This window comes from Stenotrophomonas maltophilia (genome assembly GCF_003970865.1).
GTDB lineage: Bacteria > Pseudomonadota > Gammaproteobacteria > Xanthomonadales > Xanthomonadaceae > Stenotrophomonas > Stenotrophomonas maltophilia_AR.
Window position 1 is genome coordinate 1 of the sequence record NZ_RXLZ01000059.1, and the last position, 22,768, is coordinate 22,768.

Genomic DNA, 22,768 nt, shown 5'->3' on the forward strand with positions numbered 1-22,768 from the left:
CGCGCCATACACACACCCGAGTTTAGATTACGCCCCTGGGGATAGTACCACATAGCCCCGTTCGTCCCTAATGGGCTGGACTCTCGGCGGGCGCACTCTTGGTCACTGGCAACATCACGTTAGAGGCCGTCTCCTGCGGTTAGGATGTGGGCCGTGTCGGCGGTGGAGGGGTAGTCGTTGGGGGCGGTGGTGGTGGTGTATCGATGCGCACGTTGCCGCCTCCGCCACCTCCACCACAGGCCGTCAGCGCCAGTGCCAGCGCGGTTGCCAGGGCAGATCTCACCGTCGTCGTGCGTTTCATCGATTCCTTCCCATGAACGTTGGCCCGCCCTTGTCCCGGCAGGCATGCGGCGCCGTCCAGCGGCGGCCCTCCCCGACCCTCTATACTTGGGCCGACCCCCACGCAGTCTGCCGGGAAACCGGGGCGCTTCCAACGGCCCACGGTCTCCTTTCCGAACATTGCTCACGCATCAACGAGATTGCCATGTCCAACATCGTCATCGCCGCCGCCAAGCGCACCGCCATCGGCTCCTTCCTCGGCCAGTTCAACGGCGTGCCGACCCCGACCCTCGGCGCGGCCGCCATCGCCGCCGCCCTGGAACAGTCGGGCATCCCGGCCAGCGACGTTTCCGAAGTCCTCATGGGCTGCGTGCTGCCGGCCAACCTCGGCCAGGCGCCCGCCCGCCAGGCGGCGATCGCTGCCGGCATCCCGCTGTCGACCGGTGCCACCACGCTGAACAAGGTGTGCGGCTCGGGCATGAAGACCATCATGCTCGGCCATGACCTGATCAAGGCCGGTTCGGCCAGCATCGTTGTAGCCGGCGGCATGGAATCGATGTCCAACGCGCCGCACATGCTGCCCAACTCGCGCACCGGCAACCGCTTCGGCAACTTCCAGGCGGTCGATCACATGGCCCACGATGGCCTGGTCAACGCATACGACGGCAAGGCGATGGGCGAATTCGCCGAATGCGCCGTGGACAAGTACCAGTTCAGCCGCGAAGAGCAGGACGCCTACACCATCGAATCGGTCAAGCGCGCGCAGGCGGCGCAGGCCAACGGTGCGTTCGCCGATGAAATCGTCGCGGTGAAGGTCGCCACCCGCAAGGGCGAGGTCGAGGTCAGCACCGACGAGCAGCCCGGCCGCTCGGACATCGCCAAGATCCCCACCCTGCGCCCGGCCTTCAAGAAGGACGGCAGCGTCACCGCCGCCAGTTCCTCCAGCATCTCCGACGGCGCTGCTGCAGTGGTGCTGCTGACCGAGGAAGATGCGGCCGCGCGCGGCATCACTCCGCTGGCCCGCATCGTTGGCCACGCGACCCATTCGCAGGAACCGGAGTGGTTCACCACCGCCCCGATCGGCGCGCTGCACAAACTGCTGGACAAGACCGGCTGGTCGGTGGACCAGGTCGACCTGTTTGAAATCAACGAAGCCTTTGCCGTGGTGGCGATGGCACCGATGCGTGAGCTCGGCATCCCGCATGACAAGCTCAACGTGAATGGCGGCGCCTGCGCACTGGGCCATCCGATCGGTGCCTCCGGTGCACGCCTGGTGGTGACCTTGGTCAACGCCCTGCGCACGCGCGGTGGCAAGCGCGGCATTGCCACCCTGTGCATCGGCGGTGGCGAAGCAACGGCTATCGCCATCGAATTGATTTAAATGGATTTAACGATGATTTCGCAAAAATGAATGCGGGATCGCTTGACACCCAATCTTGGCTTGTCATCATGTTGTCGGCGCGCAGCATGCGCGTTGCCTAATTCTAACGACGAGGATTCACACAATGAGCATCAACAAGCTGCTGGTCGCGATGTCCCTGGCTCTGGCCCTGGCCGCCTGCTCGAAGCAGGAAGCTGCCCAGGACGCCGCTGCTTCGGCCAACGAAGCCGCCACCGAAGCCCAGGCTGCTGCCGACCAGGCCGCCGCTGCTGGCGCCCAGACCGCCGACGCTGCCCAGCAGGCCGCTGACACCGCCGCCACCGCTGCTGACGCTTCGGTTGACGCTGCTGCCCAGGCTGGCGCTGCTGCCACCGACGCCGCTGCCGGCGCCGCTGCTGACGCTGCCAAGGCTGCTGAAGGCACCGCTGAGAAGGCCAAGGACGCTGCTGAAGAAGCCAAGAAGTAATAACTTCTTTCTTCACGCTGTTCTGGAAAAGCCGCTGGTTCGCCAGCGGCTTTTTCTTTTGTCGAATGCACGCGACGGAGCCGCTGCATCGCGACCCCGTCTTCACAACGGCATGAATAGGCTGGCGTCCCCATCCATTGCAGTACCGGAGACCGCCATGAAGATTCGTCCGATCACCACCACCCTGCTGGCCGCCTCCCTGCTGCTGGCCCTGGCCGCCTGCAAGGGCCCGGAAGCCGAACAGGCCAAGCAGGACGCACAGCAGGCTGCCGACAGCGCAGGCGCTGCCGCACGTGACGCCGTGGACAAGGCCGCCGAAGCCACCCGCGACGCCGCCGACAAGACCGCTGCCGCGTCCGAGCAGGCCGCCGCCGATACCCAGCAGGCGCTGGACAAGGCTGCAGACGCCACCGCCAACGCCGCCGACAAGGCCAAGGACGCCGCAACCGACGCCGCCGCACACGCCAGCGACGCGACCGCCAACGCGGCACAGAAGGTCGCCGACAAGGCCCGCGATGTCGCCAATGACGCCAAGGCCAACGCCGCCAAGGAAGAAGCCAAGCACTAAGCCCTACCGGCAGCCGAGCACCGGCTCGGCTCCACAGGAAAAGCCGCGGCATTGCCGCGGCTTTTCTGCTTTTCGCTCCCTGCTTTTTCTGTTGATTCCGTGGTGTGCGCCCACGGAAAGTGTCCAAGGACGCGCGGGTAGGTTGCGCAGGGGCGTAAGCGCCTTGGATGGCGCGCCCGAGCCTACAAGGACGTATTCACGGCGCCCCCTGCGCGACCTACCCGCGCGGCCCACCCATCAGTATCAGCGCCCACCACGAGGGGCTCCGCCGTTGGCCGCCCCTACGGCAGCGCGCGCGCCAGCATCGCCGTCAGCTCCAGCCCCGCCGGCAGCGTCCCGAACGCCAGCCCATGCTCCCCTTCCAGCCGGCTGCGCACGAACGCCTCCGCCATCGGACTGCGCGCACGCAGCAGCAGCGCCGCCTGCAGCAGCAGCGCAGTGCGCTCGCAGAACAGCCGCGCCTGCGCTTCCTCCGCTGGCGGCGCCGCTGCCCAACGCTGCAATGCCGCTGCATAGCGCGCATCACGGTCAGCCACCGACGCCAACTCACCGCGCAACGCCGCCATCGCCTCCGGTTCACGCGCCAGCGCACGCAGCACATCCAGGCACTGGACGTTGCCGCTGCCCTCCCAGATCGAATTCAACGGTGCCTGCCGATACAGGCGCGGCAGCATCGACTCTTCCACGTAGCCGGCACCGCCCAGGCATTCCTGCGCTTCATTGACGAAGGCCGGCGCGCGCTTGCACAGCCAGTACTTGCCCAGCGCCGTCCCCAGCCGCGCCATCGCCGCTTCATTGGCATCCACACCGGCACGATCCACCGCGCGTGCGATGCGCATCGCCAACACCGTGGCCGCTTCCGACTCCAGCGCCAGATCAGCCAGCACGTTGGTCATCAGCGGGTGCTCGACCAGCAGCTTGCCGAAGGTGCGTCGATGACGTGCGTGGTGCAGCGCCTGCGCCAGCGCCATGCGCATCTCCGCCGCTGCACCCAGCATGCAGTCCAGGCGGGTCATCATCACCATGCCGATGATGGTGACCACGCCGCGCCCCTCTTCGCCCACGCGCCATGCCTGTGCGCCGCAGAACTCGACCTCGCTGGAGGCGTTGGCCCAGTCGCCAAGCTTGTCCTTCAGCCGCATCAACCGGAACGCATTGCGGTCACCGTCGGCCAGCCGGCGCGGCATCAGCAGGCAGGTCAGCCCTCCCGGTGCCTGCGCCAGCACCAGGAAGCCATCGCACATCGGTGCGGAAAAGAACCACTTGTGGCCGACCAGGCGGTAACGCTCGCCATCGATCGGTTCGGCGCGCGTGCTGTTGGCGCGGACATCCGAGCCGCCCTGCTTCTCGGTCATGCCCATGCCCAGGGTGATGCCGGCCTTGTCCGCCACCGGCACGTCGCGCGGGTCATAGACCGGTGCAGCGGCCTTGCGCGCCCACTCGGCCAGATGTGGCTGCGAATGCAGTACCGCTACCGCCGCATGGGTCATGGTCAACGGGCAGCTGGTGCCCGCCTCGGCCTGGTGATGCAGGTAGCTCAACACCGCACGTGCCACGTGCGCGCCAGGCTGCGGCTCATGCCAGGACAATCCTGCCACGCCGTGCGATTTGGCCGTGTCCATCAACTGGTGATAGGCCGGATGGAACTCCACCGTGTCGATACGGTGGCCCTGTGCATCATGCGTGCGCAGGCGTGGACGATCACGGTTGGCATCGAAGCCGAGCCGGTACAGCTCATCACCGGCGAGTGCACCATAGACACCCAGTCGCGACGTGAAGCTGGCGGCGCCTTCGCGCTGCACGGCTTCCATCAGCGCCACATCGTCGGTCCACAACTGTCGCCCTGCGAACGGCGGCGGCTGGTTCAGCACCACATGGGTTTCATACGGCGCGTTGCTGCTGAAGCTGGGTCCACTCATCCGGTCCATCCTGGCGGCAAGAGGTCTGCGGCCCGATTGTGCCGCATCGCCTGCCAAGCCCGTGTTCAGGCCGGTTCTCACCCTCTGCACGAGACGCAGGCCACAGTGAGCGCATGGCAGGCAACGACGATCTGGTGGTGCTGCGCCCGGAGGGGCTGTACTGCGCCGCCGGCGATTTCCATATCGACCCGTGGCGACCGGTAGCGCGTGCGGTCATCACCCATGGCCACGGCGACCATGCCCGCCCGGGCATGGGGGAGTATCACTGCAGCGAAGGCAGCCTGCCGATCCTGCGCTGGCGCCTGGGTGACGTGCCGGTACAGGCGCATGCCGAGGGTGCCGCGTTCCAGCTTGGGCGGGTGCAGGTATCGCTGCATCCCGCCGGCCACGTGCTCGGTTCGTCACAGGTGCGCATCGATGACGGCGAACAGGTCTGGGTCGCCTCCGGCGACTACAAGCGGCAGCCTGATCCGACCTGCACACCGTTCGAAGTGGTGCCCTGCGATACCTTCATCACCGAGGCCACCTTCGCACTGCCGATCTACCGCTGGCCGGACACGCCGGCGGTGGCTGCAGAGATCGTGGCGTGGTGCCACGAATGCGAACAACGTGGCGAAGCGGCGATCCTGCTGTGCTACGCACTGGGCAAGGCGCAACGGGTGCTGGCCGAACTGCGGCCACTGGACGATCGCCCAGCCTGGCTGCATGGCGCCATCGCCAATGGCGTGGCGGTCTACCGGCAGGCCGGCGTGCCGATGCTGGAGACGCTCACCGTCGCCGAGCAGGGCCGCCAGCCTGATGCCGCCGGCCAGCTGATCCTCGCGCCGCCATCGGCTGCGGGCACGCCCTGGATGCGCCGCTTCGGCCGCCACCAGCTGGGCTTCGCCTCCGGCTGGATGCAGCTGCGCGGCAATCGGCGGCGCCGCAATGTCGATCGCGGCTTCGTCATTTCCGATCATGCCGATTGGCCCGCACTGCTGCAGACCATCGAACAGACCGGCGCGCAGCGGGTGATCGCTACCCATGGCAATACCGATGCGTTGATTCCGTTCCTGCGCGAGCGCGGTGTGGCTGCCGAAGCCTTCCGCACCGATTTCGGGAGCGAGGAATGAAGGCGTTCGCTGCGCTCTACCAGCGCCTGGACCGGAGCACCGCCACGCTGGACAAACGTGCAGCGCTGGTCGACTACTTCCGCCAGGCAGGTGCGCATGACGCGGCGTGGGCGCTGTACCTGCTCAGCGGTGGCAAGGTGGGGGGCGCACGCCGCAGGATCGCCGCCAGAGGTGAACTACGCGCCTGGATCGCCGAAGAATCCGGCTTGCCGCCATGGCTGGTGGAAGACAGCTATGCGCAGGTGGGTGACCTGGCCGAAACGCTGACCCTGCTGCTGGATGATCCGTCCCGGCCAGCCGCCGACCGCCCGTTGGCTGATTGGATCGAACAGCATCTGCTGGCGGTGGCCAACCAACCCGAGGCAGTGCGCCGTGCGGCGGTCGTCGCAGGCTGGCAGCAGCTGTGCAGCAGCGAACGCCTGGTGTTCAACAAGCTGCTGACTGGTGCCCTGCGCGTAGGTGTTTCGCAGCGACTGGTGCAGCAGGCGCTGGCTGAATGGTCCGGCCTGGACATCGCACGCATCGCCCAGCGCATGCTCGGCGAGTGGGTACCCTCGCCCGGGCTGCTGGCTCGACTGCTGTCACCGGGCGAGCTGCCGTCCGACCGCCAACAGCCCTACCCGTTCTTCCTCGCCTCCCCCCTCGAAGGCGACCCTGCCGGACGCCTCGGCGCGATCGATGACTGGCTGCTGGAATGGAAATGGGATGGCATCCGCCTGCAGCTGCTGCGCCGGCGTGGCGAAGTCGCGCTGTGGTCCCGTGGCGAGGAACGACTGGATGGCCGCTTCCCCGAGATCGAGCAAGCCGCGATGGCGTTGCCGGAGGGCTGCGTGCTGGACGGAGAGCTGCTGGCCTGGGACGAGACCGCCAACCTGCCGCGCGCCTTCACCGCACTGCAGACCCGCATCCAGCGCCGCAAGCCAGGAGCAGCGACCCTGCGCAACACGCCGGTGCGCGTGCTCGCCTATGACCTGCTGGAACACGATGGCGCGGACCTGCGCGAGCTGCCATTGCAGGAACGGCGTACGCGGCTCACCGCGGTCGTCGGTGCCCTGGGGAACGCGCGGATCCAACTGTCGCCCGACGTTGTCGCTGACGACTGGCTGCAGGCTGCTGCGATGCGTGGGAGGGCGCGCGGGCGCGGTGTGGAGGGATTGATGCTGAAGCGGCGCGCGTCGCCCTACCAGGCAGGGCGACGACGCGGCGACTGGTGGAAATGGAAGGTCGATCCACTCACCATCGATGCGGTGCTGCTGTACGCACAGGCCGGCCATGGGCGGCGCAGCACGCTGTACACCGACTACACCTTCGGTGTCTGGGACGGCGACACGCTGGTGCCGGTGGCCAAGGCGTATTCGGGCTTGGACGACAAGGAAATCCTCGCACTCGACCGCTGGATCCGCGCCAACACCCGCGAGCGCTTCGGGCCGGTGCGCAGCGTGCGCGCCGAACAGGTGTTCGAGCTGGGTTTCGAAGCGGTCAACCGCAGCAGCCGGCACAAATCCGGTATCGCCGTGCGCTTTCCGCGCATCCTGCGCTGGCGCCACGACAAGCCTGCCAGCGAGGCCGATCAGCTGGCCAGCCTGCAGGCGCTGGCGCGATGAACCGCAGCCAGGCACTGCGCCGGCTGGAAGACTGGTTCGCAGCACGCGGCTGGCGTTCACTGCCGTTCCAGCGCGCAATGTGGCGTCACTACCTGGCCGGCGAATCCGGGTTGCTGCATACACCCACGGGCAGCGGCAAGACGCTGGCGATGTTCGGTGGGCCATTGCTGCAGGCGCTGATCGATCCGCCGCCCTCGCCCCGCCGGGCCACCGCAGTGCGCCCACTGCAGGTGCTGTGGGTGACGCCCTTGCGCGCGTTGGCCAGCGATACCGCCCTCGCACTTCAGGCCGTCGTCGACGGCTTGGGCCTGGGATGGCGTGTCGGCCTGCGCAGCGGCGACGCCAGCAACCGCGAGCGACGCCGGGCCCGCGAAGGCCGCATCGACATACTGGTGACCACGCCCGAATCACTGGCGCTGCTGCTGAGCTATCCGGATACGCAGCCGCGCATGCGCCAGCTGCGCTGCGTGGTGGTGGACGAATGGCATGAGCTGCTGGGCAACAAGCGCGGAGTGCTGCTGCAGTTGAACCTGGCGGTGTTGCGCGAAGCCGCGCCTGCAGTGCAGCTGTGGGGGCTGTCGGCCACGCTGGGCAATCTGCAGGAGGCGCGCGATGTGCTGCTGCCCGGGCAGCCCGACGCGCCGATCGTGCAGGGCGTACGCCCACGTGCGATCAGTGTGCGCAGCCTGCTGCCGGAACCCGGCGAACGTTTCCCCTGGGCCGGGCATCTGGGCCTGGCACAGTTGCCGCGCGTGCTGGACGCGTTGATGGAGGCACCCAGCAGCCTGCTGTTCACCAACACGCGTGCACAGGCGGAACTATGGCATCAGGCGCTGGCCGCAGTCTGGCCGGAAGACCAGAACACACTTGCGCTGCACCACGGCTCGCTGGATCCGGCGCTGCGCCAGCAGGTGGAAGACGGCCTGCGCGCGGGCGCGCTGCGCTGCGTGGTTGCCACCTCCAGCCTCGACCTCGGCGTGGACTTCCCTGAAGTTGAGCAGGTGCTGCAGCTGGGCAGCCCGAAGGGTGTGGCCCGCCTGCGCCAACGCGCCGGACGCGCGCGCCACCGCCCGGGTGCCAGCGGTTCCATCCTGTGCGTGCCCAGCCATGCGCTGGAACTGGCCGAGTACGCCGCAGTGCGCCGTGCATTGGCCGAAAGCGTGGTCGAAGCACGCAGGCCGCCGACGCTGTCGCTGGATGTGCTGGCCCAACATGCGGTCAGCCGCGCCCTGGCCGGTGGCTTCGACAGCGATGCGCTGCTGGCGCAGGTACGGCGTACACATGCCTTTGCGTCGCTCGGCGAAGACCAGTGGCAGGCCGTGCTGACGTTCATCGTGCAGGGTGGCCAGGCCCTGGCCCAGTACCCCGATTTCCACAAGGTCGTGCGTGATGCCGACGGCTACTACCGCATGCACGATCGCCGCCAGGCACTGCGCCATCGGCTGTCGATCGGCACCATCAGCAGCGATGGCAGCGTGCGCGTGCAGTTCCTGCGCGGTGGTGGCCTGGGCGCCGTGGAGGAACAGTTCGCCAGCCGCCTGCGTCGCGGCGACCGTTTCCAGTTCGCCGGGCGCCTGCTGGAACTGGTGCAGCTGCGCGACATGACCGCCTTCGTGCGGCTGGCACGAGGGCGCGATGATGGTGTGGTGCCGCGCTGGCAGGGAGGCCAGTTGCCGCTTTCGATGCCACTCGGCCGTGAGCTGGAGTGGGTTCTGTCCGGCGCCGACGACAGTGCCGAATCACGCTGGTTGTCACCGTTGCTGGCACTGCAGCAGCAGTTGTCGACGCTTCCCGGCCCAGAGCATCTGCTGGTGGAAGAGGTGCGGCGCCGCGAAGGCCAGTTCCTGTTCGTCTACTCCTTTGCCGGCCGCCACGTGCACGAGGCGTTGGCCGCTTTGCTGGCACTGCGCTGTACCCGCCTGCAGCGCAACAGCATCGCCTATGCGGTGAACGATCATGGCCTGGTGCTGGCACCGGCGCAGGCGATCGATCTGGATGCGGCGCAATGGCGAGCACTGTTCACCCCCGATCAGCTGCTGGACGATCTGCGTGCCGCGGTGAACCTGGGCGAGCTGGCCCGGCGCCAGTTCCGTGGCATCGCACGCGTAGCCGGCCTGCTGGTCCCCAGCCTGCCCGGCGGCATGCCGCGATCGCTGCGCCAGCTGCAGGCCTCGGCGGGCCTGCTCTACGACGTCCTGCGCGAGCATGATCCCGGCCACCTGCTGTTGGCATTGGCCGAGCGCGAAGTGCTGCACGACAGCCTGGACCTCCCAGAGCTGCAGCAGGTACTGGCAAGGATCGGCATGCAGGACCTCTCGGTGCAGCACCCGCCATCACTCACGCCACTGGGCTTCCCGCTGTGGGCCGAACGCCTGCGCGGGCAGTTCAGCAACGAGGACTGGCGCACCCGCGTGCAACGCGCGGCCCAGCAGCTGGAGCGCCGCCATGGCCGATGAACTGCCGCTGCTGCGCGCCGGCGAATCGCTGATTCTGCTTGGCGCGCGTGCGTTGTACTGGCCCGCGCGGCGGGCGCTGTTGATCGCCGACCTGCATCTGGGCAAGGCCGATGCATTCCGCCGTGCCGGCATCGCGTTGCCCAGCGGCGGCACCAGCGAAGACCTGCAACGCCTGCAGGGGCTGCTGGACAGGCATGCCTGCCGCGAGCTGTGGATCCTGGGCGACATCCTGCATGGGCCGGTGCATCGCGCTGCGTGGTACCAGCAATGGCTGGGATGGCGTGAACGCAATGCTTCGCTGGACGTGCATGTTCTGCGCGGTAATCACGACCGCCAGCTGCCGCATGCGCAGTTGCAGGTCCAGATCCACGATGAAGTACGGCTGCAGCCGTTCCTGCTTCGCCATGAGCCGATGCCCGATGCGGCGCTGCATGTGATCGCGGGGCATCTGCATCCGCAGGTTGCCTTGCCGCCTCTGCGGCGGCGCTTCCCCGCGTTCTGGCTGCGCGAGCGGATGACGATCCTGCCGGCCTTCTCCGCGTTCACCGCCGGCATGGTGCCTGTGCCCGCCCGCGGCGAGCAAAGGGTCGCCTGCGTGGAAAACGGCCTGGTGGAACTGCCGGTGGCTTGAATCAGGCCGGACGAATGCCCAGCTGCGGCATCAACTGGAAATCAGGCGTGTCATCTTCACGTCGTCGCGGCAACGCCTGGATCGCCGCCAGCATCTCCTGCGCACAGGTGCGGATGCGCGCGTGGTGCTCCGCTGATGCATGACTGATCAGGCTGCCGACATGGAACTCGAACACGTCCTCCAGTACGTCGGGCTGGTCCTCGTGCAGCATCTGCAGCAATCCGCGCAGCTTGCAGATTTCCGATTCCAGCTCCTCGACCGCGAACAACATGGCGTCCTCCTCTTCAACAACAGGCGGCACGTCCGGGCCGCAACAGGCCGCAACGGCAGCGCCGCCCGGGCCACGCGCGATGTTGATCACGGAAAGGAAAACGGGCGACGCGCAATCGCGTGCAACCTACTTCTCGCATATCCGCGGTGAGGCAACCGTTAATTCACGTGACGGCGCGCTTCACGCATTGGCCGTGATCGCGTTGATGCGAGGCATCTCCGCCACGGTAGCCAGTGCGTCGACGAAAGCCGGATCCAGTGCGAGCGCACCGAACCAGCCGTGCTGGGTGCCACTGAGCACGCGCAGCATGTGGCCACGGCCACCCGGCAGGCGCCCCATCGGGCCCAGCAGCACATCGCGCGCCTTGGCCCAGGCGTCGCGGTCGGACTGGAACAGCGGCGTCAGCCAACGACTCCAGCGCTGGTACACTGCAACGTGTGCCCTGCGTTGCGCCTGGTAGGCCTGCAATGCTCCGGCACCGCCACCCTGCGCGCGCACCGCATCGCGCAGCGCCAACGCATCGAGCAGCGCCATGTTCACGCCCTGCCCCAGCTGCGGGCTCATCGCATGCGCGGCATCACCGGCCAGCACCATGCGTCCGTGGTGCCAGCGCGTCATCACCGCATCACGGTAGACCGCGCGCGCCAGCTGGCCGGCATCACGCAGATGGGCGAAGCGCGCACTGGCCTGCGGCCACAGCGCATGCAGCTCATCCAGCCAGGGCGTCATGCCATCGGCCTGCCAGCGCTCGAAGTCGGCGCGTGGCAGGCTCCAGAAGAAGCTCAGGCGCGGCGTGTCATCACCGGGGCGCGTACCGACCGGCAGCAGCCCGATCATCTTGCGCGCGGCCACGTAGCGCTGGCGCAGCTCCTGCACGTGCGGCCAGTCTTCGGCCGGCAGCAGGCACCACAGCGCTCCCCACGGATACACGCGGTCCAGCCCGGCACCGCCGGCGATCGTGCCGCGCAGCGTTGAGGCGGCGCCATCGGCGGCAACAATCAGGTCGAACGGGCCGTGCGTGCGCCCGTCGCTGTCGCGCAGACGGCCGTGTTCGGCATCCACCTCGGTAATGGTGGTACCGGCATGCAGCTGGCCCTCGCCTGCGCGCGCCTCGTCCAGCAACGAGAACAAGGCCCCGCGCTGCATGCCCAGGCCGTGCAGGCGCGCATCCAGGCCGTCGTAGCGCATGTCCATCACCGCGCGCTCGCACGGCGTGTCGCCATACAGGCGGTGCACCGGCGCGGCATGTGCGCGCACTGAATCAAGCAGGCCCATCTGCCACAGTACCTGCAGGCCGCTGGGCTGCAGCAGGAAGCCGGCGCCAACCGGTCCCGGCGTGGGCACGCGTTCGAAGATCTCCACCTCGTGGCCGTCACGCGTGAGCAGGATGGACACTGCCTGTCCAGCGGTGCCGTAGCCGATCACGGCGATGCGCAGTCGTTCCGTCATGGCTGCATTGTGCCCGAGGCGGGTTGCGAATGGAGAAGGTAGGCCGCGCACGGCATCCCCGCATGGCGTGGATCCACTGCGCAAAAAAAACCCCGCCGAAGCGGGGTTTTCAACGCACTGTCGAGTGGATCACTCGGCCGGCGTGATGTTCGAAGCCTGGGCACCCTTCGGGCCCTGGGTCACGTCATAGGTGACACGCTGGCCTTCCTGCAGGCTGCGGAAGCCCTTGGAGTTGATGGCGGAGAAGTGCGCGAACACGTCGGCGCTGCCATCCTCCGGCGAGATGAAGCCAAATCCCTTGGCGTCGTTGAACCACTTGACGGTACCGTTCGGCATGGTGATGCGAGACCTTATGCAATGAATGGGTGGTGTACGCTGAACCCGCGCACAAGCTGAGTATGCAAAGCTTGCTCGGGGAAGACAATCACCCCCGTGCCAATTCGCCCACCAGTTCCGGAAGTCCGTTGCCGGCCGCCTGCACGTTGGCCAGCACTTCGGCCATCGTAATCTCCTCGCCATCACCACAGCCGGCAGCCCAGTTGGCGATGATCGCCAGGCAGGCGTAATCCAGCCCCAGCTCGCGTGCCAGCGCGGCTTCCGGCATGCCGGTCATGCCCACCAGGTCGCAGCCGTCGCGGCGCATGCGGGCGATTTCAGCGATGGTTTCCAGGCGCGGGCCCTGCGTTGCGCCGTAGCAGCCACCGTCATGGACCGTGACACCGGTCACTTTGGCCGCGGCCAGGATCTTGCTGCGCAGCATCGGCGTGTACGGGTGGCCGAAATCGACGTGGACCACGTCGGTGCCCTCTTCTTCACAGATCGTGCTGATGCGGCCCCAGGTGTAGTCGATGATCTGGTCCGGGCAGGCCAGCACGCGCGGGCCAAAGTGTTCGGTAATGCCCCCCACCGTGTTCAACGCCAGCACGCGCTGCGCGCCCAGTTGCTGCAGCGCGGCCAGGTTGGCGCGGTAGTTGATCTTGTGCGGCGGCAGCGAATGGCCTTCGCCATGCCGCGCCAGGAACGCCACGCGATGGCCGAGCAGCGTACCGACGCGCACCGGGCCCGACGGACGGCCGAAGCGGGTGTCGACCTCGTGGGTCTGCACGTCGTCAAGCTTGGCCAGGTTGTAGACACCGGTACCGCCGATCACGGCCAGGGCGATCTGTTGCATTCGAAGCACTCCATGAAAAGACGAACGCCGGCACCCGAGGATGCCGGCGGCAGAAGAAGACGCGCCGCGGGCGGCTGCGCCGTTATTCCTTCATCGCGTAGATGGCCGGCACGCAGCGCAGGGTTTCGTTGACGTCCATGCCGAAGCCGAACACGTAGCGGTCCGGCAGTTCGATGCCGGCGTAGTCGGCAGTCACGTCCGGCAGCGCGCGGTCGTGCTTCTTCACCGTCATCGCGGCGATGCGCACGTCGGTCGCGCCCTGTTCCAGGCACCAGGTGCGCACGCCCTGCAGGGTGTAGCCCTCGTCGAGGATGTCGTCGACCAGCAGCACGCGGCGACCAAACAGCGACGTGGCCGGCTTGTGCTTCCAGACCAGGTCGCCGCCGGTGGTTTCACCGCGGTAACGGGTGGCGTGCAGGTAATCGAACTGCACGTCCTGGCCGCGCGCGCCCAGTTCCAGCGCCAGCTGGCCGGCGAACGGCAGCGCACCGTGCATGATGGACAGGAACAGCGGCACCTCGCCCTTGTAATCGCGCGCGATGGCGTCGGCGATACCAGCGATGGCCTTGTCGATGGTGGGGCGGTCGACCAGCAGGTCAGCCTGGGCCAGGGCCTGGGAAATGGTGAGGTTGGGCATCAGACGGTTCTTCCAAGGGTTTCAAGCAGACGGGATTGGGTGTCGCCATGGCGGGCATCGGCCAGCAGGCCGTCCCAGCCAAGCGCGCCGCGGCCGAGCAGGCCCAGCAGCGCAGCAGTGTTGAGGGAACGCCCCTGCACCGCGTGCAGGGCTTCATCGACCAGTTCCGGGTGGCAGACCAGCACCACGTCGCAGCCGGCATCCAGATGCGCGTGGACGCGCGCCGGCACGCCGCCGGCACTGTGCGAGGCGGCCATGCCGATGTCATCGGAGAACACCACGCCGCGGAAGCCGAGCTCGCCGCGCAGGATGTCCTGGATCCAGCGCGGCGAATAGCCGGCCGGTTCAGGCGCAATCTGCGGGTAGATCACGTGCGCCATCATCACCGCATCGGCACCGGCGGCGATGCCGGCCTGGAACGGCACGAGGTCCTGCGTACGCAGCTCGTCCAGCGCGCGCGGATCGATCGCGGTATCGACGTGAGTGTCTTCCAGCACGGTGCCGTGGCCGGGGAAATGCTTGAGCGTGGCGGCCATGCCGACCGCATGCATGCCGCGCACGTAGGCGGCGGTGAATGCGGCCACCACCTGCGGGTCTTCACTGAAGGCGCGGTTGCCGATGGCGCGGTTGCCACGGCCGAGGTCGACCACTGGCGCGAAGCTCAGGTCCAGGCCGCTGGCGCGCACTTCACTGGCCATCAGCCAGGCATGCTGTTCGGCCAGGGCCAGCGCCTGCTGCGGGTCGGTCGCGTACAGCGCCCCGATGTCCTGCAGGGGCGGCAGCTCGCTGTAGCCCTCACGGAAGCGCTGCACACGGCCGCCTTCCTGGTCCACGCAGATCAGCTGCGGGCGTGGGGCAGCGGCGCGGATCGCCGCGCTCAGATCGGTCACCTGCTGGCGCGAGGCGAAGTTGCGCTTGAACAGCACCACCCCGGCCACGGCATCGTGCTGCAGCCAGTCACGTTCCTGGGCGGTCAGTTCGGTGCCGGCAACGCCGATCAGCAGCATGGTCGATCTCCACAACGCGCGCCCGCATGGCGCAGTGCCGCATTGTCGCAGAACCGGCCGACAGGCGCAGTGGTCAGAAAAAGGGGACGGAGGGGATTAAGCCGCATTCGGCCCTACGGGCTGGATACGCCTTGATTCCCTGCGTCCCCTTTTCGGGGCCGGTCAGACCTTGCAGCCGTCCGGGCCGCAGGCTTCGTCACCGTCAGCCGGGGTCGTGGGCACGCCCTGCTCGGCGGCGATCTGCTGCAGGGCCTGGGCGAACGCCTCCGGCGGCTGCGCCCCGGAAATGGCCCATTTCCCATCGATGACGAAGGTCGGCACCGAAGAAACGCCCAATGCATGGGCCTGCGCCAGCTTGGCGTCGACCTCGGCCAGGCCGCGGTCGGAGGCCAGCATCTGCGCGATTTCGCCGGCGTCGAGGCCGCCAGCCACGCCGGCCTTGATCAGCACCGAGGGGTCCGCCAGGTTCTGGCCGTGCTCGAAGTGGGCGCGGAACAATGCTTCGCCGACCGCATCCTGCTGGCCGTGCTCGCCGGCCAGCCACAACACCCGGTGCGCCGGCAGCGTGGTCACCCGCACCTGGCCCCGGCTGAAGTCCATCGGCAAGCCCTCAGCGCGCGCGGTGGTCTGGGTCTGGCCGAGGATCTGTTCGGTACGCTCGACGCCACCGAACTTGCGCACATAGGCCTCGCGCAGCGGCACCGGGGTGGCGTCCGCGTCCGGGTCCAGCTGGAACGGCTGCCAGTGGATATCGAGTTCAGGCGCGTCCGCGCCCAGCAACTGCACGCCCTGCTGGAAACGATGCTTGCCGATCCAGCACCAGGGGCAGACCACGTCGGAGTAGATGTCGATTCTCATCCCCACGACATGGGGCCCGCCCTGCTCGATAAAAGGGGACGGAGGGGATTAAGTCGCTTCCCGCACAGGTGGGCTAAAGACGACTTAATCCCCTCCGTCCCCTTTCTGGCGGTTTCACCACTCTGAATACGGGTGACTGGCCAGGGCAACGTTGTAGTAGCGGGCGTCATCAGTGACTTCGGCGCCGACCCAGTCCGGCAGGTCAATGGCCTGGTCAGCACTGTCCAGCTCGACCTCGGCCACGACCAGGCCAGCGTTGTCGCCGAGGAACTCGTCCACTTCCCAGGTCAGGCCGGCGTGTTCGACCAAGTGGCGGCGCTTGTCGATCAGGCCGCCCACGCATAACGCCAGCAGTGCGCGCGCATCGTCCACCGGGATCGGGTAATCGAATTCCTGGCGGGTGTGGCCGATGGTGCGCGACTTCAGGTTCAGCGCGGCGTGATCGCCCTCGATGCGCACGCGCACCGAAGCGTTCTGGGTGCCGCGGTCAAGCGCGCCCATGTCGTTGATGTAGCCCTGCGCCATCGGGATCACCCGGTGCGCGGCGGCGCGCCAGCCATCACTGCTGACGAGGAATTTGCGTTCGATTTCGATGCCCATCGCGCCATTATGCGCGATGGGCATGACAGCCGATCAGCGCTTCTCGAACACCGCGATGCTTTCCACGTGTGCGGTGTGCGGGAACATGTCCATGGCACCGGCACTGACCAGGGTGAAGCCCTGTTCGTTGACCAGGTAGCCGGCATCGCGTGCCAGCGAACCCGGGTGGCAGCTGACGTAGACGATGCGCTTGAACTGCTTCAGCGGCAGCTGCTGCAGCACTTCGATCGCGCCCGAGCGCGGCGGGTCCAGCAGCAACTTGTCAAAGCCCTGGCGCATCCACGGGGTACTGCGCTGGTCCTGGGTCAGGTCAGCGCTGAAGAACTGCGCGTTGCCCAGGCCATTGCGCTCGGCATTCTCACGGGCACGCGCGACGAGGCCGGCATCACCTTCCACACCGACCACTTCGCGCACGCGGCGCGCCAGCGGCAGGGTGAAGTTGCCCAGGCCGCAGAACAGGTCCAGCACGCGCTCGTCCTCACCCGGTTCCAGCAGGTCCAGGGCGTGGGCGATCATCTTCTCGTTGAGCTTGGCATTGACCTGGATGAAGTCCAGCGGGCGGAACGCCAGCTCCACATCCCACGGTGCCAGCCGGAACGACAGCGGCACGCCCTGCCCGTCCAGCGGCTGCACGGTGTCCACGCCGCCGGACTGCAGGTAGATCACGAAGCCATGCTGCTGGCCGAAGGCGGCCCAGGCCGCACGATCGGCGTCGCTGAGCGGCTGCAGGTGGCGCACGGTCAGGACCACGGCCTGGTCACCGGCGATGAACTCGATCTGCGGGATGTCACGCTTGCCATCGAGCGATTCGATGAAGGTAGACAGCGCCTCGACCTTGGTGCCGATTTCCGGGATCACGGTCAGACACTGGCCGAGGTCGGCGACGAAACGCGGGTCCTGTTCACGGAAGCCGACCAGGGTCTTGTCCTTCTTCTCGACCCGGCGCACCGAGAAGCGGCCCTTGCGACGGTAGCCCCAGCTCTCGCCGACCAGCGGCGCCAGTACGCTGCCCGGCTTCACGTGGCCGATGCGTTCCAGGTTGTCCATCAGCACGCGCTGCTTGGCGACGATCTGCTGGTCTTCGTCCAGGTGCTGCAGCACGCAGCCGGCGCAGGTGCCGAAGTGCGGGCACTTCGGGGTCACGCGCTGCGGCGAGGCCTGCAGCACTTCCACCGTGCGCGCTTCGTCGAAATGGCGGCTGCGGGCGGTCTGTTCGGCCATGACCACCTCACCCGGCAGCGCGCCGCTGACGAAGGTGACCTTGCCGCCCTCGCCTTCACGGCGGGCGACGCCGCGACCATCATGGCTGAGGTCGAGGATCTCGGTCTGGAACGGGGTACGGTCGATGCGGGAGCGGGATCGGGCCACGTGGCAACAGGCTGCGGGCAAAAATGGGGGCGTATTGTCGCAGATCCTGACCGGCAGGGTCCGGACCCGCTTGCGCCCGCCGCCGCCGTGCTTGATGATTGCAACAGCTGACATGGAGGCAGCCCTGATGCAGATGACCCCGCGGGCCAGCCGGCCCCGCTTCCTGCTTGTCGAGGACGACATCATCAGCCGCGGTTTTTTCAAGGCGGCGTTGGAAACGTTACCGGCGGACGTGGACACCGCAGATTCATTGGCCAGCGCCCTGGCCAGCGCCGAACCCGGCGCGCACGACCTGTGGCTGATCGACGTCAACCTGCCTGACGGCAATGGAGCGCAGCTGCTGCGCGAACTGCGCCGTTCACATCCCGACACCCCGGCGTTGGCGCATACCGCCGACGGCGATACCTCGATCCATGCGCGCCTGCGCGAAGCCGGGTTCAGCGACACCCTGGTCAAACCCCTCGGCCGCGACCAGCTGCTGAAGGCGGTGCGCCGCGCACTGGTCAACAGTCCGGCCAGGATTGTCATGGCCCAGGCGCCGGCTGCGGTCGAGCTGCAGGTACAGGACTGGGACGAGACTGCGGCACTGGCCGCGCTCAATGGCCAGCGCAACCACCTGATCGCCCTGCGCGAGCTGTTCCTGGCCGAGCTGCCGGGCGTGCGTGACGCGGTCGAGCAGGCGGTGGACCAGCACGACGAGCGCCAGCTGCGCAGCCAGCTGCATCGGCTGCAGGCGAGCTGCGGCTTCGTGGGAGCGGCACGGTTGGGACGGGCGGTGCGCCAGTTGCATCATGCGCCGGAGTCCGGGCAGGCCCAGGATGGGTTCCGCGCCGCGGTGGCTGCCCTGCTGCATTGAGGGTTTTTCGGCAGGGCTGCGCCCTGCACCTGCAGATGCTTCAAGCCAGGGCAACGTCAAAGGCCAGAGCCAGAGCGGCTCTGGCTTTCTGCTTGTTGGGCGGGGCGGTGTGGGTTGGCAGGACACGCCGTAAACCCATCCCTGGGGGCTCGATGGCGCCATCCATGGCGCCAACGGTCCTGCCAACCCACACCGCCCCACCCCCGACAGATTCCCGGTGACGGCTGGTAGATCCACGCCATGCGTGGATGAATCTCAATCAGAATCAAATATTTCGAATTGAAATCGAAACGCATCCACGCATGGCGTGGCTCTACTGTGTCGACCAAGGTCGACACCCACCAGAGCAGAGTGCCGTTCCGACAGCTCGCAGGAATCTGTCGAAGGCGGGGTGGGTCCGGTTGCGGGAGTGTCCGCGGCATGGATGCCGCGGCCAAGCCCCCAGGGACGGGTTTACGGCGTCTCCCGCAACCGGACCCACCCCGCCATCCCACGGAATGCATGCTGTTGCTGTTGCTGTTGCTTTGGCCTCGGCAGGTGCAGGGCTGCAAGCCCTGCCGAACACCCCCTACCTGCGAGGCGCGAGCTGCTCGAGCATTTCCCAGGACTTCAGGCCGCGCGGCCCGAGGTGATGGGCCAGCACCCGCCGCATCGGCAGGCGCAGGCTGGCCAGGTCAGCGGCATCGGGCTCTTCGTCGGCCGCCAACGCCAGCAGCGCCGAGCCAGTGGCCGCCGCCCGCCGTTCCCCACCGCGCTCGCTCAGCAGGCGCTGCGCGCCTTCCTGCGGGTCCAGTTCATAGCGCGCGGCCGGGTCGATCGGTTGGCCGTCGCTGGCGCTGTCCAGATCGAAACCCAGGCCCAATGCGGACAACAGCTCGCGTTCGAAGCGACGCAGGGTCCAGGCCAGGCCGGCGCCCACGCCCAGCCGCGCACGTGCCTCGCCGTAGGCCAGGTACAACTCAGGCAGCGGGTCCTGGCGCGGGGCCAGGCGCAGGGTCAGTTCACTCAGGTAGAAGCCGGCCAGCATCGCCTGGCCGACCAGGCGTGGCGCCGCATCAAGCGCCTCGGCACCACGCAGCTGGGCCAGTTCACCCCGCTGCTGGGCACTGAAGCGGATCCACTGCAGCGGCTGCAGAGCAGCGCGCAGCACCTGTCCCTTGGCGGTGGATACGCCACGCGCGAGCAGGCCGATCCGGCCATGCTGCGCACTCAGCACTTCGACCAGCAGACTGGTCTCGCGGTAGGCCCGTGCATGCAGCACGAAGCCGGTGTCGTCCTCGATCATCATCGAAGCGACCGCAACGGCTTACTCGTAACCGAAGGCCTTCAGTGCGGCCTCGTCGTCGGACCAGCCTTCACGCACGCGCACCCAGGTCTCCAGGAACACCTTGGCGCCGAACAGACGTTCCATCTGCAGGCGGGACTTGGCCCCGATCTCCTTCAGACGGGTGCCGCCCTTGCCGATCACGATCGCCTTCTGGCCCTCGCGCTCGACCCAGATCACCGCACCGATGCGCAGCAGGTTGCCATCTTCGGTAAAGCGCTCGATTTCCACGGTGGTGGCGTACGGCAGTTCTTCGCCGAGCTGGCGCATCAGCTGCTCACGCACCAGTTCGCCGGCCAGGAAACGCTGGCTGCGGTCGGTGATCTCGTCCTCGCCGAACATCGGCGGCGCTTCCGGCAACAGCGCCAATACGTCGCGTACCAGTGCTTCCAGGCCGTTGCGCTTCTGCGCCGAGATCGGATGCACGGACGAGAAATCGCGGCCGGCCGTGACTTCCTGCAGGAACGGCAGCAGCGCGCCCTTGTCCTTCAGCCGGTCGATCTTGTTGACCACCAGCACCACCGGGATACCGGCGTCGCGCAGGACATTGAAGGCCAGGCTGTCTTCTTCGTCCCAGCGACCGGCTTCGATCACCAGCAGGCCGGCGTCGACGCCTTCCAGCGAGCCGCGCGCAGCGCGGTTCATCACCCGGTTCATCGCCCGCTTCTGCACCTTGTGCAGGCCGGGGGTGTCGACCAGCACCAGCTGGCCTTCCGGATAGGTGGCGATGCCCAGCAGGCGATGGCGCGTGGTCTGCGGGCGGTTGGAAACGATGCTGACCTTGGCGCCGACCAGGGCATTGGTCAGGGTCGATTTGCCCACGTTCGGGCGGCCGATGACGGCCACGCTGCCGCAATGATGGGAAGTTTGTTCGCTCACTTGGAATCCAGTTGTTCTAGGACGGCCGCAGCCGCCTGTTGTTCGGCAAGCCGCCGCGAGGCGCCTTCGCCCTCGGTGCTGGCGGCCGGGTCGGCTACGTTGCAGCGTACCCGGAAGTGCTTGGCGTGGTCGTCACCGGATTCTGACACCAGTTCATACTGCGGCAACGCCTTCTGTCGGGCCTGCAGCCATTCCTGCAGGCGGGTCTTGGGGTCCTTCTCGGGCCGGCCGGAGGCCGGCAGTGCCTCGATCGAAGCGCTGAACCAGGGCAGTACCACCGCCCGGCAGGCCTCGAAGCCGGCATCCAGGTAGATCGCGGCCACCACGGCTTCCACCGCGTCGGCCAGGATCGAGTCGCGGCGATGACCGCCGGACTTCATTTCGCCCGGGCCCAGGGTCAGCCGCTCGCCCAGTTCCAGGCTGCGCCCGATCACCGCCAGCGCGCCTTCACGTACCAGCTCGGCACGGGCACGGGTCATCGCGCCTTCGTCGGCCTTGGGCCAGCGTCGGTACAACGCTTCGGCCGCCATCATGTTGACGATGCTGTCGCCGAGGAACTCCAGGCGCTCGTTGTGCGGCGCACCGGCACTGCGATGCGTCAGCGCCTGCTTGAGCAGGGCCGGGTCGCTGAAGGCATGACCGATCAGGTCGCCACGTTGGATGAATTTACTGGGCACCGCTTCGTGTCAGGTCCTGGGAAGAATCGAATTTGCCAACCACATCGAGATTGCCGATCAGCTGACGGCGCACTTCGTAGTTGACCTTGAGGGTCCAGCCATTGTCGCGACGGTCGAACTTCACGTTGGCCGGCTTCACGTTGTCCGAGTAGTTGATGTACAGGCGCTTGAAGAACAGGTCCTGGATGCGCGCCGGCTCCATGCTGCCCACGCCCGGCTCGTTGGCCAGGCTCTTCATCGCCGAGCGCACCGCGTAGTACTCCTGGTACATCGGGAACAGCTTCATGCCGATGTAGAGGAAGAAGCCAACCACGATCAGGACCGTCAGGAACGAGGTCAGGGTCATGCCACGCTGCGTGTTCATCGTCTTCATTGCGTTCTCCCCAGATACGCGTCGGATGTGAAAATACTCAGTTGATGCCTGCTCAGTTGATGCTCGAGCCGATCCGCGACGGTTCGAAGCCGTCCTTGCAGAACCAGCCCTGGCAGTTCAGCCAGATCAGGAATGCCTTGCCGCGCAGGTTCTCTTCCGGCAGCAGGCCCCAGAAACGGCCATCGTCGCTGTTGTCACGGTTGTCGCCCATCACCAGGTACTTGCCGGCCGGCACGGTCCACTGGCCCTGGCCACGCGGATAGTCGGTCTCCAGCACCGTGTGGGTGCGGCCCGGCAGGTGCTCGACCAGCAGGTTGGCACCCTCGCCCTGGCCCTTGTGGCCGGCGTAGATGCCCTTGTTGTCGTACTTCAGCGGCTCGCCGTTGAGGATCACGCCGTCGCCTTCGAAGACCACGGTGTCACCCGGCACGCCGATCACGCGCTTGATGAAGTTCTCGCCCTTGGCCGGATCGTTCTCGCCATGGCCGGGGAAGTGGAACACCACCACGTCACCACGCGAGGGCTCGCCAACCGGCACGAACTTGGTGTTGCTGATCGGCAGGCGCAGGCCGTAGGAGAACTTGTTGACCAGGATGAAATCGCCGATCAGCAGGTTCGGCATCATCGAGCTGGACGGGATCTTGTACGGCTCGGCGATGAAGCTGCGCACGATCAGCACGATCGCCAGCACCGGGAAGAACGCACGCGAGTAGTCCACCAGCACCGGCTCGGAATCGAGCAGGCCCGCGCGCTGGGCGCGCCGCTTGGCAAGGTACAGCTTGTCCGCGAGCAGGATCAGGCCCGAGGCCAGGGTCAGCACGACCAGGAGGATCTCAAACAGTTTCATTCAGGGTCCTTTGCAACGTCACCAGACGACCGGCC

The 22,768-nt window shown here is 67.3% G+C and carries 23 protein-coding genes; 8 read left to right on the forward strand and 15 right to left on the reverse strand.

Going from position 1 to position 22,768, the window contains the following annotated elements:
- Window positions 1-484: 484 nt before the first annotated feature.
- The 3 genes from EKL94_RS17290 to EKL94_RS17300 all read left to right on the forward strand — a co-directional run bounded on the left by EKL94_RS17290 (window position 485) and on the right by EKL94_RS17300 (window position 2,694).
- A complete protein-coding gene (locus EKL94_RS17290; RefSeq protein ID WP_126930025.1) occupies window positions 485-1,660 on the forward strand; it encodes a thiolase family protein in 1,176 nt (391 codons plus the stop codon).
- A gap of 124 nt (window positions 1,661-1,784) precedes the next feature.
- Window positions 1,785-2,126, forward strand: coding sequence for a hypothetical protein (locus tag EKL94_RS17295; RefSeq protein ID WP_004153024.1), 342 nt, complete (start codon window positions 1,785-1,787; stop codon window positions 2,124-2,126).
- 157 nt (window positions 2,127-2,283) lie between these two features.
- Entirely contained in the window at window positions 2,284-2,694 is a 411-nt protein-coding gene (locus EKL94_RS17300) for a hypothetical protein (RefSeq protein ID WP_014647982.1), read from the forward strand.
- 281 nt (window positions 2,695-2,975) lie between these two features.
- Here EKL94_RS17300 and EKL94_RS17305 read toward each other — a convergent pair whose 3' ends face one another.
- Entirely contained in the window at window positions 2,976-4,613 is a 1,638-nt protein-coding gene (locus EKL94_RS17305; RefSeq protein WP_126930026.1) for an acyl-CoA dehydrogenase family protein, read from the reverse strand.
- A gap of 113 nt (window positions 4,614-4,726) precedes the next feature.
- Between EKL94_RS17305 and EKL94_RS17310 the strand changes: the two genes are divergently transcribed.
- From EKL94_RS17310 to pdeM, 4 genes are read left to right on the forward strand one after another with little or no spacing between them, the layout of a single operon-like run.
- On the forward strand, window positions 4,727-5,725 hold the full coding sequence (locus EKL94_RS17310) for a ligase-associated DNA damage response exonuclease (RefSeq protein ID WP_126930027.1): 999 nt from the start codon (window positions 4,727-4,729) through the stop codon (window positions 5,723-5,725).
- Window positions 5,722-7,329 (forward strand): ATP-dependent DNA ligase, encoded by a 1,608-nt coding sequence (locus EKL94_RS17315; RefSeq protein ID WP_126930028.1) that lies wholly within the window; start codon window positions 5,722-5,724, stop codon window positions 7,327-7,329. Before EKL94_RS17310 ends, EKL94_RS17315 begins: the two co-directional genes overlap by 4 nt.
- Window positions 7,326-9,785 carry a ligase-associated DNA damage response DEXH box helicase gene (locus EKL94_RS17320; RefSeq protein WP_126930029.1) on the forward strand — a complete coding sequence of 820 codons (2,460 nt, stop codon included), beginning with the start codon at window positions 7,326-7,328 and terminating at the stop codon, window positions 9,783-9,785. The genes EKL94_RS17315 and EKL94_RS17320 overlap by 4 nt, the downstream gene beginning before the upstream one ends.
- Window positions 9,775-10,416, forward strand: coding sequence for a ligase-associated DNA damage response endonuclease PdeM (pdeM, locus tag EKL94_RS17325; RefSeq protein WP_126930030.1), 642 nt, complete (start codon window positions 9,775-9,777; stop codon window positions 10,414-10,416). Before EKL94_RS17320 ends, pdeM begins: the two co-directional genes overlap by 11 nt.
- A gap of 1 nt (window position 10,417) precedes the next feature.
- On the opposite strand, the gene EKL94_RS17330 is transcribed toward pdeM, so the two are convergent.
- From EKL94_RS17330 to rlmD, 9 genes are all read right to left on the reverse strand, one after another.
- Window positions 10,418-10,687, reverse strand: coding sequence for a hypothetical protein (locus tag EKL94_RS17330; protein ID WP_126930031.1), 270 nt, complete (start codon window positions 10,685-10,687; stop codon window positions 10,418-10,420).
- Between the two features lie 180 nt (window positions 10,688-10,867).
- Window positions 10,868-12,136 (reverse strand): FAD-dependent oxidoreductase, encoded by a 1,269-nt coding sequence (locus tag EKL94_RS17335; protein WP_126930032.1) that lies wholly within the window; start codon window positions 12,134-12,136, stop codon window positions 10,868-10,870.
- Window positions 12,137-12,265: 129 nt separating this feature from the next.
- Entirely contained in the window at window positions 12,266-12,472 is a 207-nt protein-coding gene (locus EKL94_RS17340; protein ID WP_005410590.1) for a cold-shock protein, read from the reverse strand.
- A gap of 88 nt (window positions 12,473-12,560) precedes the next feature.
- Window positions 12,561-13,307 (reverse strand): S-methyl-5'-thioinosine phosphorylase, encoded by a 747-nt coding sequence (locus tag EKL94_RS17345; RefSeq protein ID WP_010482830.1) that lies wholly within the window; start codon window positions 13,305-13,307, stop codon window positions 12,561-12,563.
- A gap of 82 nt (window positions 13,308-13,389) precedes the next feature.
- Window positions 13,390-13,944: a hypoxanthine-guanine phosphoribosyltransferase gene (locus tag EKL94_RS17350; RefSeq protein WP_005410592.1), complete on the reverse strand. Its 555-nt coding sequence runs from the start codon at window positions 13,942-13,944 to the stop codon at window positions 13,390-13,392.
- Window positions 13,944-14,951, reverse strand: coding sequence for a beta-N-acetylhexosaminidase (gene nagZ / locus EKL94_RS17355; protein ID WP_097049382.1), 1,008 nt, complete (start codon window positions 14,949-14,951; stop codon window positions 13,944-13,946). Before nagZ ends, EKL94_RS17350 begins: the two co-directional genes overlap by 1 nt.
- Window positions 14,952-15,113: 162 nt before the next feature.
- Window positions 15,114-15,809 (reverse strand): DsbA family oxidoreductase, encoded by a 696-nt coding sequence (locus tag EKL94_RS17360; protein WP_126930033.1) that lies wholly within the window; start codon window positions 15,807-15,809, stop codon window positions 15,114-15,116.
- 114 nt (window positions 15,810-15,923) lie between these two features.
- Entirely contained in the window at window positions 15,924-16,409 is a 486-nt protein-coding gene (locus EKL94_RS17365; protein WP_049421258.1) for a CYTH domain-containing protein, read from the reverse strand.
- A gap of 33 nt (window positions 16,410-16,442) precedes the next feature.
- Window positions 16,443-17,777, reverse strand: coding sequence for a 23S rRNA (uracil(1939)-C(5))-methyltransferase RlmD (gene rlmD, locus EKL94_RS17370; RefSeq protein WP_126930034.1), 1,335 nt, complete (start codon window positions 17,775-17,777; stop codon window positions 16,443-16,445).
- A gap of 127 nt (window positions 17,778-17,904) precedes the next feature.
- Here rlmD and EKL94_RS17375 point away from each other — a divergent pair, with 127 nt between their 5' ends.
- A complete protein-coding gene (locus tag EKL94_RS17375) occupies window positions 17,905-18,633 on the forward strand; it encodes a response regulator (protein WP_126930035.1) in 729 nt (242 codons plus the stop codon).
- 568 nt (window positions 18,634-19,201) lie between these two features.
- On the opposite strand, the gene recO is transcribed toward EKL94_RS17375, so the two are convergent.
- From recO to lepB, 5 genes are read right to left on the reverse strand one after another with little or no spacing between them, the layout of a single operon-like run.
- Entirely contained in the window at window positions 19,202-19,921 is a 720-nt protein-coding gene (gene recO, locus EKL94_RS17390) for a DNA repair protein RecO (protein WP_126930037.1), read from the reverse strand.
- Between the two features lie 18 nt (window positions 19,922-19,939).
- Complete coding sequence (gene era / locus EKL94_RS17395) at window positions 19,940-20,836, reverse strand: GTPase Era (protein ID WP_010482823.1); 897 nt, start codon at window positions 20,834-20,836, stop codon at window positions 19,940-19,942.
- On the reverse strand, window positions 20,833-21,513 hold the full coding sequence (gene rnc, locus EKL94_RS17400) for a ribonuclease III (RefSeq protein WP_019662167.1): 681 nt from the start codon (window positions 21,511-21,513) through the stop codon (window positions 20,833-20,835). Before rnc ends, era begins: the two co-directional genes overlap by 4 nt.
- Window positions 21,503-21,886, reverse strand: coding sequence for a DUF4845 domain-containing protein (locus EKL94_RS17405; RefSeq protein WP_010482821.1), 384 nt, complete (start codon window positions 21,884-21,886; stop codon window positions 21,503-21,505). Before EKL94_RS17405 ends, rnc begins: the two co-directional genes overlap by 11 nt.
- Window positions 21,887-21,938: 52 nt before the next feature.
- Window positions 21,939-22,733: a signal peptidase I gene (gene lepB / locus EKL94_RS17410; RefSeq protein WP_032129848.1), complete on the reverse strand. Its 795-nt coding sequence runs from the start codon at window positions 22,731-22,733 to the stop codon at window positions 21,939-21,941.
- Window positions 22,734-22,768: the final 35 nt, after the last annotated feature.